At 74.3% G+C, this 14,693-nt stretch carries 14 protein-coding genes; 9 read left to right on the top strand and 5 right to left on the bottom strand.

Going from position 1 to position 14,693, the window contains the following annotated elements; all coding sequences use genetic code 11:
* Positions 1-59 precede the first annotated feature (59 nt).
* Positions 60-392, top strand: a complete 333-nt coding sequence (locus L3X23_RS02720) for a hypothetical protein (RefSeq protein ID WP_237190528.1) — start codon at positions 60-62, stop codon at positions 390-392.
* Positions 393-459: 67 nt separating this feature from the next.
* Here the strand turns inward: L3X23_RS02720 and L3X23_RS02715 are convergent, their stop codons facing one another.
* Both L3X23_RS02715 and L3X23_RS02710 read right to left on the bottom strand, forming a co-directional pair.
* Positions 460-1,815, bottom strand: coding sequence for an amidohydrolase family protein (locus L3X23_RS02715; protein WP_237190527.1), 1,356 nt, complete (start codon positions 1,813-1,815; stop codon positions 460-462).
* 23 nt (positions 1,816-1,838) lie between these two features.
* Positions 1,839-2,810, bottom strand: coding sequence for a thiamine-phosphate kinase (locus tag L3X23_RS02710; protein WP_237190526.1), 972 nt, complete (start codon positions 2,808-2,810; stop codon positions 1,839-1,841).
* A 122-nt stretch (positions 2,811-2,932) separates the two neighbouring features.
* On the opposite strand from L3X23_RS02710, the gene L3X23_RS02705 reads away from it, so the two are divergent.
* Both L3X23_RS02705 and L3X23_RS02700 read left to right on the top strand, forming a co-directional pair.
* Positions 2,933-3,169 carry an Lrp/AsnC ligand binding domain-containing protein gene (locus tag L3X23_RS02705; protein ID WP_237190525.1) on the top strand — a complete coding sequence of 79 codons (237 nt, stop codon included), beginning with the start codon at positions 2,933-2,935 and terminating at the stop codon, positions 3,167-3,169.
* An 11-nt stretch (positions 3,170-3,180) separates the two neighbouring features.
* Positions 3,181-3,732, top strand: a complete 552-nt coding sequence (locus L3X23_RS02700) for a DUF3515 domain-containing protein (protein WP_237190524.1) — start codon at positions 3,181-3,183, stop codon at positions 3,730-3,732.
* A gap of 50 nt (positions 3,733-3,782) precedes the next feature.
* Here L3X23_RS02700 and L3X23_RS02695 read toward each other — a convergent pair whose 3' ends face one another.
* Together L3X23_RS02695 and L3X23_RS02690 are read right to left on the bottom strand one after the other, a co-directional pair.
* The gene (locus tag L3X23_RS02695) at positions 3,783-4,865 is read right to left on the bottom strand and encodes a D-alanine--D-alanine ligase family protein (RefSeq protein ID WP_237190523.1); all 1,083 of its coding nucleotides are present in this window, start codon (positions 4,863-4,865) and stop codon (positions 3,783-3,785) included.
* Positions 4,866-5,043: 178 nt separating this feature from the next.
* Positions 5,044-5,922: an oxaloacetate decarboxylase gene (locus tag L3X23_RS02690; protein ID WP_237190522.1), complete on the bottom strand. Its 879-nt coding sequence runs from the start codon at positions 5,920-5,922 to the stop codon at positions 5,044-5,046.
* Positions 5,923-5,951: 29 nt separating this feature from the next.
* On the opposite strand from L3X23_RS02690, the gene L3X23_RS02685 reads away from it, so the two are divergent.
* Positions 5,952-6,383, top strand: coding sequence for a TIGR03618 family F420-dependent PPOX class oxidoreductase (locus L3X23_RS02685; RefSeq protein ID WP_093087629.1), 432 nt, complete (start codon positions 5,952-5,954; stop codon positions 6,381-6,383).
* A 169-nt stretch (positions 6,384-6,552) separates the two neighbouring features.
* Entirely contained in the window at positions 6,553-9,006 is a 2,454-nt protein-coding gene (locus L3X23_RS02680) for an MFS transporter (protein WP_237197916.1), read from the top strand.
* A gap of 60 nt (positions 9,007-9,066) precedes the next feature.
* On the opposite strand, the gene L3X23_RS02675 is transcribed toward L3X23_RS02680, so the two are convergent.
* Positions 9,067-10,380, bottom strand: coding sequence for a PLP-dependent aminotransferase family protein (locus L3X23_RS02675; RefSeq protein ID WP_237190521.1), 1,314 nt, complete (start codon positions 10,378-10,380; stop codon positions 9,067-9,069).
* Positions 10,381-10,449: 69 nt separating this feature from the next.
* Here L3X23_RS02675 and L3X23_RS02670 point away from each other — a divergent pair, with 69 nt between their 5' ends.
* From L3X23_RS02670 to L3X23_RS02655, 4 genes are all read left to right on the top strand, one after another.
* Positions 10,450-11,079, top strand: a complete 630-nt coding sequence (locus L3X23_RS02670) for a pyridoxamine 5'-phosphate oxidase family protein (RefSeq protein ID WP_237190520.1) — start codon at positions 10,450-10,452, stop codon at positions 11,077-11,079.
* Positions 11,080-11,218: 139 nt separating this feature from the next.
* Positions 11,219-13,345 (top strand): prolyl oligopeptidase family protein, encoded by a 2,127-nt coding sequence (locus tag L3X23_RS02665; protein ID WP_237190519.1) that lies wholly within the window; start codon positions 11,219-11,221, stop codon positions 13,343-13,345.
* Positions 13,342-14,301, top strand: coding sequence for a mechanosensitive ion channel family protein (locus L3X23_RS02660; protein WP_237190518.1), 960 nt, complete (start codon positions 13,342-13,344; stop codon positions 14,299-14,301). The genes L3X23_RS02665 and L3X23_RS02660 overlap by 4 nt, the downstream gene beginning before the upstream one ends.
* Positions 14,298-14,681, top strand: a complete 384-nt coding sequence (locus L3X23_RS02655) for a globin (RefSeq protein ID WP_093087643.1) — start codon at positions 14,298-14,300, stop codon at positions 14,679-14,681. Before L3X23_RS02660 ends, L3X23_RS02655 begins: the two co-directional genes overlap by 4 nt.
* Positions 14,682-14,693 lie beyond the last annotated feature (12 nt).

Below are 14,693 nucleotides of genomic sequence, written 5' to 3'. Positions count from 1 at the left end.
CCCGGCGACGTGCGTCACGGGTCCCGTAACGAGCGCGCGCACGGTCCCGATGGTTCGGCGTGAGCACGCCGTCCGAGAGCACCACGTACCTGTCCATCCCACCCGCGGACGAGCCCACCCCCGCACCCGCGGCGTCCGAGACACCCGCCGAGCCCTCCCTCGAGCCCTCGGACGGGCCCTCCGACACGCCGTCCGACGCGGGGCGGCCCGAGCCCGCCGACGCACGGGAGGCCGGGCCCTCGACCGCCGTCCTGGAGCCGATCGCCCCGCCGCCCACGATCCCGGCGCTCCCCCTCGCCCCGCGCGACCCCGCCGACCGGCCCTTCGCGGCGCCGCAGCGCTCCGTGCCCGGCAGACCCGACGCCTGGTGGCGCCGCCTGTTCCGCCGCTGACCCGGCGAACGGCGCGTTCGCTCACACCTGGTGAGCCGACGCGCCGTTCGCCGTCGAGAGCCGGTCGTCAGGACGCGGCGAGGCGGCCCAGCCGTCCGTGCACCTCGGCGACGACCTGCCCGGCCTCCGGGTCGGTGAGCCGGGAGCCCGCGGCGACGAGCCGCCCGCCCACCCACACCTGTTCCAGGTTGCGCAGCGAGCAGGCGAGGACGTAGGTGCCGTAGGCGTCCCAGACCGGGCCGGTGTCCGGGTCCCGGGGGTCGACGACGAGGAAGTCCGCGAAGCGCCCGACCCGCAGCGACCCGACGTCGTCGGAGATCCCCAGGACCTCGGCCGAGCCGAGCGTGTGCAGGGTCAGCATGTCCCGCACCGGCATCACCGCGGGGTCGCGGTGCGTGGCCCGCAGCAGGTAGATCCCGAAGCGGCAGTTGGAGAAGGGGTCCGCGACGTCCGTGCAGGACTGGTCGTCGAGCCCCACGCCGACCCGCATCCCCGCCGCCCGGATCTCCGGGATCGACGCGACCCCGGACGCCAGGCGCCCGTTGGACATCGGCTGCCAGCTCATGCCGCAGCCTGCCGCGGCCGCCTCGGCGATGATCTCCGGGGTGGTCTGGATGAAGTGGCCGAACACCAGGTCCGGGCCGAGCGCGCCCGCCTCGCGGTACCAGGCGAACTTCTCCTGCTGCGCCTGCACGCCGTAGGCCGTCTCCAGCAGGTGCGGCTGGTTGATCAGCCCGTGCTTGCGCATGGCGGCGACCTCCAGCTCGGCGGTCGCCTTCGACTCCGCCCACTGCACCGTGCCGCTCACCGCCACCCCGAGGTGCAGGTCCGACTGCACCGACGCGGCCAGCGCCACCGTCTCGTCGACGTGGTCGAGCGCCTCGTCGAGGGAGAACGCCCCCTGCGCCAGCATCACCGAGTGCACGTGGCGCAGCCCGGCGTCGACCTTCGCGCGCAGCTGGGCGTGCTGGTACTCCACCGGCGGGATCGTGCCGACGTAGCCGGACGACGTGGTCGACTGCGCCTCGAACCGCAGCCCGACGTCGGTGAAGTCGTAGGCCGTGGTGATCCCGTTGCGCAGGAAGTCCTGCGCCCCGTGCCGGGTCGTCCAGTAGATGTCCTGCGCATCGGCCTTCTCGGTCACGGCGGTCATCGCCTGGATCCAGCCGTAGAGCGCGAGGTCGGTGCCCAGCCCGCGGGACCCGGAGGTGAACAGGTGGCTGTGCGCGGAGACGAAGCCGGGCGCGATGATCCTGCCCGTCGCGTCCACCACCTCGGAGGCGTCCAGGCCTGCGGGCGGCGGGCCCTCCTCGACCGCGGTGATCCGCCCGTCCGCGCCGACGGTGAACCAGCCGACGAAGGGGTCGGGCCGCGCGGGGTCGATCGTCAGCAGGGTCGCGCCGTGCACGAGCAACGAGGTCACCGCGACAGCCTGCCCGTGCAGCGTTACCCCGACGTGAAATGGTCCCAGCCCGTCGGCCCGGCGTAGGGCTCGCCGTCGACGAGCACGTCGGTGCCCTCGGCCACGACCCCGATCTCCACGAAGCCCTCGGGGAGCGTCGCGTCCGCCGGGAAGGTGGCGGCCAGCGCGTGGTCCTCGCCGCCGGTGAGGATCCACTCGAGCGGGTCGACGCCGAGCGCGGACCCCACCTCGACGAGCCGGTCGGGCACGGCGAAGGCCGTGCGCGACAGGGAGATCCCGACGTCCGAGGCGCGCGCCACGTGGGCCAGGTCGGCCAGCAGGCCGTCCGAGACGTCGATCATCGCGGTCGCCCCGGCCAGTGCGGCGGCCGGGCCCGCGGCGTACGGCGGCTCGGGCGACCGGTGGGCGCCCACGACCGCCCCCGGGGAGCGGAACCCCCTGGTCAGCACGGCGAGACCGGCGGCGGCCCAGCCCAGCCGCCCGCACACGGCCACCCGGTCGCCCGGTCGGGCCCCGGAGCGCAGGACGGGGGCCCGGCCCTCCAGCGAGCCGAGCGCCGTGACGGAGATCATCAGGGCGGGACCGGACGCCACGTCCCCGCCGACCAGCCCGACGTCGACGACCCCGGCCTCGGCCCACATCCCGTCGGCGATCCCGGTCAGCACCTCGACCGGCGTGTCGGCGGGCGCGGCGAGACCGCACAGCAGCCCGGTGGGGGCGGCGCCCATCGCCGCCACGTCCGCCAGGTTGGCGGCCACGGCCTTGCGCCCCACGTCCTGCGGGCGGGACCAGTCGAGCCGGAAGTGGACGCCCTCGACGAGGACGTCCACGCAGGCCACGACGCGGCCGTCCGGCTGGGCGAGGACGGCGGCGTCGTCACCCGGGCCGAGCAGCGTGGCCGCCCCGGCGGGCCGGTCGCGGGTCACCCGCTCGATCAGCCCGAACTCGCCGAGCGACCCCAGGCTCGGTGTGTCGCTCGCCTCAACGTGCGCCACGGAGGGGTCCTCCGGGACGCTCGACGATGGGGACACGGGCCCTCCTCAGGTACGTTGCCTTCCGACTTTCCTACCGGACGTCGCGTCCGGAGGACCGAGCGAGTGAGAAAGGGAGGCACGCCGTGGTGCAGGCCTACATCCTGATCCAGACAGAGGTCGGGAAGGCGGCGGCCGTCGCCGCCGAGATCGGTGCCATCGCGGGCGTGGTGAGCGCGGAGGACGTCACCGGTCCGTACGACGTGATCGTGCGCGCCGAGGCGGAGGACGTCGACCAGCTGGGCAGGCTCGTCGTCGCCAAGATCCAGGGGATCATCGGGATCACCCGCACCCTGACCTGCCCGGTGGTCGACCTGGGCTGAGCGGATCCCCGGTGAGCACCTCTGATCTGCGACGGCCGGCGGTGGTCTTCGCGATCGCGTTGCCGCTGCTCCTCGCCCTGGTCGTGGCCGGGCTGGCGCTCTACGCGCGGGCGGGCGGGTTCACCCCCGCCCCGCCCGCGCCGGAGACCGGCCCGCTCGCCGTCGCGCCGGTCGTCGCGCCGGATGCCGGGTCGCAGGCGTGCACGGACCTGCTCGCCGCACTCCCGCCCGACCTGCCCGGTGACCCCGCGCTGGTCGGGCGGCCGGTGACCGAGCCGGGGGTGGCGGCCTGGGCCGCCGCGCCGCGCCCGGTCGTGCTGCGCTGCGGTCTCCCCCGCCCGCAGGAGCTGACCCCCACCTCGACGTTGACCGAGGTCAACGGCGTCAGCTGGCTGACGATCACCGACGGCACCCCGGAGCCGAGCCTGGTGACCTACGTCGCCGTGGACCGGGGCGTCTACGTGGCCCTGACGACCCCGACCCAGGGCGGCAGCTCCCCCGTCCAGACGATCAGCAACGCGATCACGCAGACCCTCCCCGAACGCCCGGTCCAGGTCCGCTGACGCCCCGTGAGTGGCGATGGTCGCTAGGGCGACCATCGCCACTCACGACCTCAGCGCAGGCCCACTCCTCGTGCCAGGGCGGTGTCGACGAGGGTGCTCAGCAGGGTCGGGTAGTCGACGCCGGTCTGCGCCCACATCCGCGGGTACATCGAGATCGGGGTGAAGCCCGGCATGGTGTTGACCTCGTTGACGGTCAGCTCGCCGCCGTCGCCGACGAAGAAGTCCACGCGCGCGAGGCCCTGGCAGTCCAGCGCGCGGAAGGCGGCGATCGCCATCTCCTGCACGGCGTCCGAGGTCGCGTCGTCCAGCTTGGCGGGGATGTCGAACTCGCAGACGTCCTCGAGGTACTTGGCCTCGAAGTCGTAGAACTCGCTGGTCCCGCCGACCACCCGGATCTCGGCGGGCAGCGAGGCGCGCAGCGTGCCGTCCGGGAGCTCCAGGACGCCGCACTCCACCTCGCGCCCGACGACGGCGGCCTCCACCAGCACCTTCGGGTCGTGCTCCCGGGCGGCCCCGACGGCCGCGTCCAGCGCCGCCCAGTCCGTGACGCGGGTGATCCCGACCGACGAGCCCGCCCGGGCGGGCTTGACGAACACCGGCAGCCCGAGCCGCTCGCGGTCCGCCGCCGACAGCGACTCACCGCGCCGCAGGACCGCGAGGGTGCCCGCGGGCAGCCCCTCGGCCATCAGCAGCTTCTTGGTGAACTCCTTGTCCATGCCCGCGGCGCTGGCGAGCACGCCCGCGCCGACGTAGGGCAGGCCCGCCATCTCCAGCAGGCCCTGGATGGTGCCGTCCTCGCCGAAGGGCCCGTGCAGCACCGGGAACACGACGTCGACGCCCGCGAACACGTCCGCCGTGTCCAGGCGCAGCAGGCCGCCGCGGGTGGGGTCGCCGGGCAGCGCCAACGGGGTCGCGGTCGCGTCCACGGCGGGCAGGGCGCGCTCCCGGATCCGCAGCTCGGCGGGGTCGTCGGTGCCGAGGACCCAGGCGCCGTCCGGGGTGATCCCGACCGGCACGACGTCGAACCGCGTGCGGTCCAGGTGGGTCAGCACGCTGCCCGCGGACACGCACGAGATCGCGTGCTCCGAGCTCCGTCCGCCGAAGACGACGGCCACTCTGATCCGGTCACCCATGCCCGGGGACTCTAGGGCGTGTCTCCCACTCCGCCACCACCGCTCCCGGCGCCCACGTCGCCACCGGCGGCGTTGCCGGGCCGCCCGGATAGCCCGGTATGAGGGCGGCCCGGCTGCCTTGCCGGCGGCGACGTGGATCACCGGGCCCGGCGGCGCCGGAGTGGGAGACGCGCCCTGGTCAGCGGTACCGCTGCTCCAGCTCCCGCACCTCCGGCAGGCCCACCAGGTCGGTGAACTCGTCGAAGGCGGGCAGGCCGGGCAGGGCGGACGCCGGGGTGCCCTCCCGGCGCACGGTCTCGAGCAGCGCGCGGATCCCCGCGGTGGCCGCGAGCAGGGTGCCGATCGGGTACAGCACCAGCGAGAAGCCGAGCTCCCCCGCGCGCTCCAGGCTGACCGGCGGGGTCTTGCCGCCCTCCGCCCAGTTCAGGACGAGCGGCGCGACGCCGCGCAGCCCGGTCGCGACCCGCTCGAGGTCCGCCTCCGAGGTGGGGGCCTCGACGAACAGCAGGTCGGCGCCCGCGTCGGCGAAGGCCAGCGCCCGCTCGACGGCGGCGTCGACGCCCTCGACCGCGACGGCGTCGGTCCGGGCGATGATCAGCATCTCGGAGCGCGCGTCGGTCGCGGCGCGGATCTTCCCCAGCATCTCCGGTAGCGGCACGATCTCCTTGCCCGCCATGTGCCCGCACTTCTTCGGCGCCACCTGGTCCTCAAGCTGGATCGCGGCCACGCCCGCCTGCTCGTAGGTCTGGACGGTGCGGATCACGTTGAGCGCGTTGCCGTAGCCGGTGTCCGCGTCGGCGATCACCGGCACGTCGACGGCCGCGACGATGCGGCGGGCGTTGTCCGCCATCTCGGTCCCGGTCAGCAGGCCGACGTCCGGGCGCCCGGTCAGCCCCGCCGTCGTGCCGAACCCGGTCATGTAGACGACGTCGAACCCGGCCTGCTCGACGAGCCGGGCGGACAACGCGTCGTAGGCGCCCGGCGCGACCAGCGGCGCGGGCCCGGCGAGCAGGTCCCGGAGGGGGCGACGGTCACGGGAGGACAACAGATCGGCCACGGCCCGAGGGTACGAGGAGACTGCCCCCCATGAGCGTCGATCTCGAGCCCGTCCGCCGCATCGTCACCCAGGAGCACGGCCTGTGCTCGGTCACCGTGGTCCGCGCGGACGGCACCCCGCACTCCTCACTGGTCAACGCCGGTGTCCTCGACCACCCGCGGACCGGGGCACCGGTCGTCGCGTACGTGACCTACGGCCCGGTGAAGCTGCGCAACCTGCGCGCCCGACCCGCGACCTCGGTGCTGTGGCGCTCGGGGTGGCGCTGGGCCGCCGTCGACGGCACGAGCGAGCTGATCGGCCCCGGAGACGTCGACGCCGAGGAGCTGCGTCTGCTCCTGCGCGCGGTGTTCACCGCGGCGGGCGGCACGCACGACGACTGGGACACCTACGACCGCGTGATGCGTGAAGAGGGTCGCGTCGCGGTCCTCGTCGCCCCGACCAGGGTGTACGGCAACGGGTGACGCTTCCCACTCCCGGCGCGGGAACCCTCGGCTCGACCGATGCCTCATGCAACAGTTAGCCTGAGTCAAACAGTTTCGCCGCGCAACTGGAGGCTGGGTGTCCGTCGAACAGACCATCGCGCCGGGTCCGGGCTACAAATGGATCGCGCTGTCCAACACGACGTTGGGCATGCTCATGGCCACGATCAACTCCTCGATCGTGCTCATCGCACTGCCGGACATCTTCCGCGGCATCGGCATCAACCCCCTCGAGACGTCCAACACCAGCTACCTGCTGTGGATGATCATGGGGTTCCTGGTCGTCACCGCGGTGCTGGTGGTCGGCTTCGGCCGCCTCGGCGACATGTTCGGCCGGGTCCGGATGTACAACCTCGGCTTCGCCGTGTTCACGATCTCGTCGATCCTGCTCGCCGTCACCTGGCAACAGGGGGACGCCGCCGCGATCTGGCTGATCGCCTGGCGGATCGTGCAGGGCATCGGCGGCGCGTTCCTGATGGCCAACTCCAGCGCCATCCTCACCGACGCCTTCCCGGTCCACCAGCGCGGCATGGCCCTGGGCATCAACGGCGTCGCGGCCATCGCGGGCTCGTTCCTCGGGCTGGTCGTCGGTGGCCTGCTCGGGCCGGTCAACTGGCACCTGGTGTTCGTGGTGTCGGTGCCGTTCGGCCTGTTCGGCACGTTCTGGGCGTACTTCAAGCTGCACGACGACGGCCGCCGCACCCGCGCCAAGATGGACTGGTGGGGCAACATCACCTTCGCGGTGGGCCTCATCGCCCTGCTGGTCGGCATCACCTACGGCATCCAGCCCTACGGCGACAGCGTGATGGGCTGGGGCAGCCCGCTGGTGCTGAGCTGCATCATCGGCGGGATCGTCGTGCTGCTGGTCTTCGCGTTCATCGAGACCCGGGTGGCGACGCCGCTGTTCGAGCTCTCGCTGTTCCGCAACCGGCCCTTCACCCTCGGCAACATCGCGAACCTGCTGGCCTCGCTCGGCCGCGGCGGCCTGCAGTTCGTGCTGATCATCTGGCTGCAGGGCATCTGGCTGCCCCAGCACGGCTACAGCTTCGAGCAGACGCCGCTGTGGGCCGGCATCTACATGCTGCCCCTGACCATCGGCTTCCTGGCCTCCGCCCCGCTGTCCGGCGTGCTCTCGGACCGCTGGGGCGCCAAGTGGTTCACCACCGGCGGCATGCTGATCACGGCCGTCAGCTTCGTGCTGCTCGAGATCCTCCCGGTGAACTTCGACTACTGGGGCTTCGCGGCGATCCTGCTGGTCAACGGCATCGGCATGGGCCTGTTCGCCTCGCCCAACCGGGCCGAGATCATGAACGCGCTGCCCGCCGGGAGCCGCGGGGCCGGCGCGGGCATGACGGCGACGTTCCAGAACTCCGCGATGGTCCTGTCCATCGGCTTCTTCTTCAGCCTGATGATCGCCGGGCTGTCCACGAACCTGCCGTCGGTCATGCAGACCGGCCTGCTGCAGAACGGGGTGCCTGCGGCGGACGCCGCCCGGATCGCCGACCTGCCGCCCGTGGGCGTGCTGTTCGCGGCGTTCCTCGGCTACAACCCGATCCAGGAGCTGCTCGGGCCGGTGCTGAACCAGCTGCCCGCGAGCCAGGCGGACTTCCTGACCGGCCGCAGCTTCTTCCCGAACCTGATCTCCGGCCCGTTCTCCGAGGGCCTGACGGCGGCGTTCTGGTTCGCCGTGGTGGCGTGCGTCGTCGCGGCGGTGGCGTCCCTGTTCACCGGGCGGCGGACCGTCGCGGCGGCCACCCCGGAGACGGTCGGGGCGGAGCTGGCCGCGGAAGGCGGGGAGCTGGTCGAGGCGTCCGCGTTCGAGAGCGCGTTCGACGGGTTCCCGGACGTCCCGGCCGCGGGCACCGTCTCCGGCGCCCTGCGCACCCCGCACGGCACCGCGATCCCCGGCGGCGTCGTCACGGTCACCGCGCCGGACGGCCGCCAGGTCGGCCGCGCCGAGGTCGACGCGGCGGGCGGGTACTCCCTCGCCGGGCTGCCGTCGGGCGACTACACCGTGATCGCGACGGCCCCCGGGTTCCACCCCGAGGTCGCCGCCGTGCACCTCAACGGGCGCGGCACGGCACAGGACTTCGACCTGCGCGGCGACGGCGGCGTCCACGGCCGCGTCCGGGTGGGCGACCGCCCGGCGGCGGACGTCGCGGTGCTGGCCCTCGACCGGACCGGACGGCTGGTCGGGCGGGCGGTCACCGGGCCCGACGGCCGCTTCCGCCTCGACGGCATCCCCCTCGGCCCGACGACGGTGACCGCCACCCTCGCGGGCCACGAGCCCGCCGCCGTCACGGTGACCGACGGGCAGCCCGCCGACCTCGTCCTGGCCGCGGGTGGGGCGCTCGCCGGGACGGTCCACGGCCCCGACGGCACGCACCTGCCGAACGCCCTGGTCACGGTGGTCGACGGCGCGGGTGAGGTCGTCGCGACCACGACCAGCGGCCCCGACGGCCGCTTCGCCGTCTCGCAGGTCGCCCCCGGCTCGTACACGCTCACCACGAGCGTGCACCTGCCCGCGGTGGACCAGGTCGAGGTCAGCGGCTCGGGCTGCGCCGTGGTCGAGCTGCGACTCGGCGCCGTCGGTCCCGCCCACTGACCGTGAGTGGCGATAGTCGCCAGAGCGACTATCGCCACTCACGGGGGCTGAGCAGGGGGATCACGTCGCCGCGCGGACCAGGTCCGCGACGACCGGGAGCGCCGCCGCCAGCTCGGCGCGCGTCGGGCCCGCGTAGCCGAGGACGACGCCGTGGCCCGGCCACACGTCCAGCTCGACACCGCGGGCCGCGGCCGCCGCGCGGATCCCGTCGGTCCGCGCCAGCGGGACGACGACGTGGGCGCCCGCCTGGTCGCCGCGCACCGGCGGCAGGGCCTCGACGACGAGGGCCCGCCGCTCGCCCAGCTCCCGGCGCAGCCTGCGCAGGTGCCGCGCGAGGTCGCCCGCCTCGGCGAAGGCCGCGAACACGCGTTGCCCGGCGACCCCGGGCCTGCTGCCGGTCCGTTCCCGGGCGGCGAGCAGCGCGGCCCGGACCGCGGGCGGGGCCACCAGCCAGCCCGCGCCCAGGGTCGGCGTGAGGATCTTGCTGACCGTGCCGAGGTGGACGACGACGTCCGGGCCGAGCGCGGCGAGCAGCGGCAGCGGGGCGACGTCGTAGCGCAGCTCGCCGTCGTAGTCGTCCTCCAGCACGAGGAACCCCTCGGACCGGGCCCGCTCCACCAGCGCGATCCGCCGCTCGGCGGGCAGCCGGGCGCCGAGCGGGAACTGGTGCGCGGGCGTGCAGTAGACGGCCACGACGTCCGGCGGGATGTCGGACACCCGCAGGCCGTGCTCGTCCACCGGCACCGGCACGGTGTCCAGCCCCGCCGCCCGCAGCGCGCCGACCGCCCGCCGGTACCCCGGGTCCTCGACCGCCACCCGGCCGCGGGGCAGTACCCGGGCCACCTCGGCGAGCGCGCCGGTGCTGCCCCCGGTCGCGACCACGGCGCCCGGCTCGGCGGGGACCAGGCCCCGGTGGCGCAGCAGGTGCTCGGCCACCGCGGTCCGGAAGGCGGGCACCCCGGCGTAGACCGGCAGCAGGTCGGGCTCCGGTTCCGCCCCCGCGCGCCAGGCCCGCCGCCAGGCCGCCCGGTCGATCACCTCGGTGCACGGCACCCCCGGCCGCAGGTCGATCCCGCCGGGCTCGGCGGCCGGGCGGGCGGGCTCGGCGACCCGGGCCGGGGACAGGGCGGGCGGCACGGCCCGCACGAAGGTCCCCGCGCCCACCCGGCCCTGCACCCAGCCCTCCGCCAGCAGCTGGTCGTAGGCCGCGGCGGTGACCGTCCGGCTCACGCCCAGGACGGCGGCCAGTGCCCGGGTCGAGGGCAACCGGTCCCCCACCCGCAGCGCGCCGCCGACCGCCGCCGCGCGCAGCCCGTCCGCCAGCTGCGCGGCCAACGGCCGGGTGCGGTCCAGGGGCAGCGGGGGCAGCTCCACGAATGGCCTTCCGAGATCTCGTCGAAATGGCCGTTCCAGGATGCCACCCACGGGCCCGACACTCGACCCGTGACGCTCTCGACCACACCCCGCACCACGCTCGGCAGGCTCCGGGAACGGGGCGCGACCGACCGCACCGCCCTCCACGACGTCCTCGACGCCGGCCTGGTCTGCCACGTCGGCCTGGTCCGCGACGGTGCCCCCGTGGTGCTGCCCACCGGCTACGGCCGCATCGGCGACACCCTGTACCTCCACGGCTCCACCGGGGCGCGCTGGCTGCGCGCGGGGCCGGTCTGCGTGACCGTGACCCACCTCGACGGGCTCGTCTACGCCCGCTCGGTCTTCCACTTCTCGATGAACTACCGCTCCGCGGTCGTCTTCGCCGAGGCCCGCACCGTCACCGACGAGCAGGAGCGGTGGGCGGCCCTCGAGGCGATCGTCGAGCACCTCGCCCCCGGCTCCTGGGGGTACGCCCGGGTGCCGAACAGGCGCGAGCTGGCCGCCACCGTCGTGCTCGCCGTGGACCTCACCGAGGCCAGCGTGAAGGTCCGCACCGGCCCGCCCGGAGACGACCCCGAGGACGTCACGGACGCGGTGTGGGCCGGCGTCGTCCCGCTGACCGGCGGCTACGGCACCCCACAACCGGACGCGCACGTCCCCACCGGCACCGAACCCCCACCCCACGTCCGCACGCGCTGACGCACCCGTGCGCGGTAAGTGGTGCCAGAGCACCACTTACCGCGCACGACCCCGGGGCGGGGGCCGGGCCAGGCCGTGTCCCGTGGATCACCGGGCCCGGTGGCGGTGATCCACGGGACACGGCCTAACGTCGCGCGGCGTGAGCACGTCCTACCCACCCGCCGAGCGGCTCGACCTCGTCGAAGAGCTGCACGGTCACCCCGTCGCCGACCCGTACCGGTGGCTGGAGGACCCCGAGGACCCGCGCACGAAGGCCTGGTCGGCCGCGCAGGACGAGCTGGCGCGCACCGCGCTGGACGCCCTGCCCGGGCGCACCGCTCTCGCCGACCGGCTGCGCGGCTACCTGTCCGCGGGGTCGGTCTCCGTGCCGCTGTGGCGCGCGGGCCGGGCCTTCTTCAGCCGCCGTGCCCCCGGGCAGGACTTCGCCGTGGTGTACGTCCGGGAGGCCGACGGCTCCGAGCGCCCGCTGCTGGACCCCATCGCCTGGGACGCAGGCGGCCGCACCACGCTGGACACCTGGGTGCCGGACCTGGAGGGCGCGAAGGTCGCCTACCAGGTCAGCCACGGCGGGGACGAGCAGTCGGTGCTCTTCGTGCTGGACGTCGCGAGCGGCGAGATCGTCGAGGGCCCCATCGACCGGTGCCGGTACTCGTCGGTCGCGTGGCTGCCCGGCGGGGAGGAGTTCTTCTACGTCCGCAAGGTCGCCCCTGGCGAGGTGCCCGCGGGCGAGGAGGACTTCCACCGCCGCGTCTGGCGCCACCGGGTCGGCTCTCCGGACGACGTGCTGGTGGAGGCCCCGGGGCTGTACACGGACCACACCTACTACGGCGTGCGCGTCTCGCGGGACGGGCGCTGGCTCGTCGTCTCGGCGAACGTCGGCACCGCGCGCCGCGACTCCGTCTGGGTGGGCGAGGTCGGCGGCCCGCTCGTCCCCGTCCTCACCCAGGCCGACGACGTCCAGGCCACCTGCTGGGTCGAACGCGACGGCAGGCTCTACGTCCACACCACCGACGGCGCCCCGCGCGGGCGGCTGGCCGTGGCGGACCCGGCGGCGCCGCAACGGGAGCACTGGCGCGAGCTCGTCCCCGAGGATCCCGGTTCGGTCCTGCAGGGCGTCCGGTACCTCGAACCCGGCACCCTCGTGCTGGCCCGCTCCCGCCACGCCGTCGCCGAGCTGACCCTGCACGCGCTCGACGGCACGCCCACCGGCGAGATCCCGTTGCCCGGCACCGGGTCCCTCACCGGGCTGACCGTCGCGGACCGGGACACCCCGCAGGAGGGCGGGAAGGTCTGGATCGGCTGGACCGACCTCGTCACGCCCCCGCAGGTGCACCGCTACGAGCGGGGACGGACCGTGCTGGAGGCCACCGCGCCCGGCCAGGTCCAGCTCCCCGCGGTGCGCTCGCAGCTGCGCGAGTTCACCTCGGCGGACGGCACGACCGTGCGGATGTTCACGGTCACCCCGGACTCCGACGGTCCCTTCCCCACCCTGGTGACCGGGTACGGCGGCTTCGCGCTCGCCCGCGAGCCCGCCTACACGTCGTCCGCCCTGGCCTGGGTCGCCGCGGGCGGCGCCTACGTGCTGGTCGGGTTGCGCGGCGGCAGCGAGGAGGGCGAGGCCTGGCACCTGGCGGGCAACCGGGCGCACAAGCAGAACGTGTTCGACGACCTCCACGCCGCCTGCACGACCCTGCTCGCCGACGGCACGGCCTCACGCATCGCCATCCAGGGCGGGTCGAACGGAGGGCTGCTGGTCGGCGCGGCGCTCACCCAGCGCCCGGAGCTCTACGCCGCCGTCGCGTGCTCGGCGCCGCTGCTGGACATGGTTCGGTACGAGCGGTTCTCGCTGGGCCGCACCTGGAACGACGAGTACGGCACGGCCGACGACCCCGTCGAGTTCGGCTGGCTGCTCGGCTACTCCCCCTACCACCACGTGCACGAGGGCACCGCCTACCCGCCGACCCTCTTCACGGTCTTCGACTCCGACACCCGGGTCGACCCGCTGCACGCGCGCAAGATGTGTGCGGCGCTGCAGCACGCCACCACGGGCGGCCCCGTCCTCCTGCGTCGGGAGTCCGACGTCGGGCACGGGGCCCGCTCGATCTCGCGCACCGTCGCGCTGTCCGTGGACACCCTGGCCTTCCTGGCCCACCACACCGGGCTGGACCTGACCACGAGCGAGCGTGCGAGCGGATCATCGGCACAGCGCCCGCGCGCTCTGCCGAATCCCCCTGGGCCGGCCGAGCGAAGCGAGGACGAGCGGTGAGCGTGATCGCCCCGGAGGCACCGGCCTGTGCCGCGGAGGTGGGCTCCTGGTGCGCCCGCCTCTGGTCCTGGACCCACGTCGACTTCCTCGCCGACTCCGCGGACGCGCTGATCGGCGGCGGCCTGCGCATCCTGCTGATCGTCGTGATCGCGCTGTTCGTGCGCTGGCTGCTGCACCGCACCATCCACCGGGTCGTGGACGGCGCGGGGACCGGCCGGGTCTCCCGGCTGCTCGGCCGCGCCCCGAAACGGCTGCGGCCCAGCGCCCAGCTGTCCGCGCGCCGCGAGCAGCGGGCCAAGACCATCGGGTCGGTGCTGCGGTCGATCGTCTCGGCCGTCGTCCTGCTGGTCGCGTCGATCATGGTGCTCGCCGAGTTCGGGGTGAACCTCGCGCCGATCCTGGCCAGCGCCGGGATCGTGGGCGTCGCGGTCGGCTTCGGCGCCCAGAACCTGGTGAAGGACTTCCTGTCCGGCATGTTCATGCTGCTGGAGGACCAGTACGGGGTCGGGGACATCGTGGACACCGGTGAGGCGAGCGGCGTCGTGGAGGCCGTGGGGCTGCGGATCACCACGCTGCGCGATCACCAGGGCACGGTCTGGTACGTCCGCAACGGCGAGATCCTGCGCGTCGGCAACAAGTCGCAGGGCTACGCCGTGGCCGTCGTCGACCTGCCGCTGGCCCACCAGGCCGACATGGCCCAGGCGACCGAGCTCGCGGGCCGGATCGCCCGCGAGCGGGTCCAGGACCCCGAGATCGCCGCTGACGTCCTGGAGGACCCGGAGGTGCTCGGCATCGAGAAGGTGAGCGCGGAGGGCGTCACGCTGCGGATCACCGTGAAGGTCGCGCCGGGCAAGCAGTTCGGCGTGCAGCGCGCCCTCAACGCCGCGATCACGGACGCCTTCGACGAGGAGCACGTGCCGCGCCCCGCTCCGGTGTCGGGGAGGATGGGCTCGTGAGCTCTCCGCAGAACTTCTACGCCGAGGTGGGTGGTGAGAAGGTCTTCCACCAGATCGTCCACCGCTTCTACGAGCAGGTGGCCGAGGACGAGATCCTGCGGCCGCTGTACCCCGAAGAGGATCTCGGCCCGGCCGAGGACCGGCTGCGGATGTTCCTCGAGCAGTACTGGGGCGGCCCGCGCACCTACTCCGACCAGCGCGGACACCCGCGGCTGCGGATGCGGCACGCCCCGTTCAAGGTCGGGCCGCTGGAGCAGGCGGCCTGGCTGCGCTGCATGCGCGTCGCCGTGGACGAGGCGGATCTGGACGAGCCGCACCGCGCCCAACTCTGGCAGTACCTGGAGTATGCGGCGGCGAGCATGGTGAACTCGCCGTTCTGACCTACGATGGAC

This window comes from Pseudonocardia sp. WMMC193, from assembly GCF_021728735.1.
In the GTDB taxonomy this organism is placed as follows: Bacteria; Actinomycetota; Actinomycetes; order Mycobacteriales; family Pseudonocardiaceae; genus Pseudonocardia; species Pseudonocardia oroxyli.
Note: the sequence above shows the minus strand (reverse complement) of the source record. Positions and strands in the feature narration are given on the sequence as shown.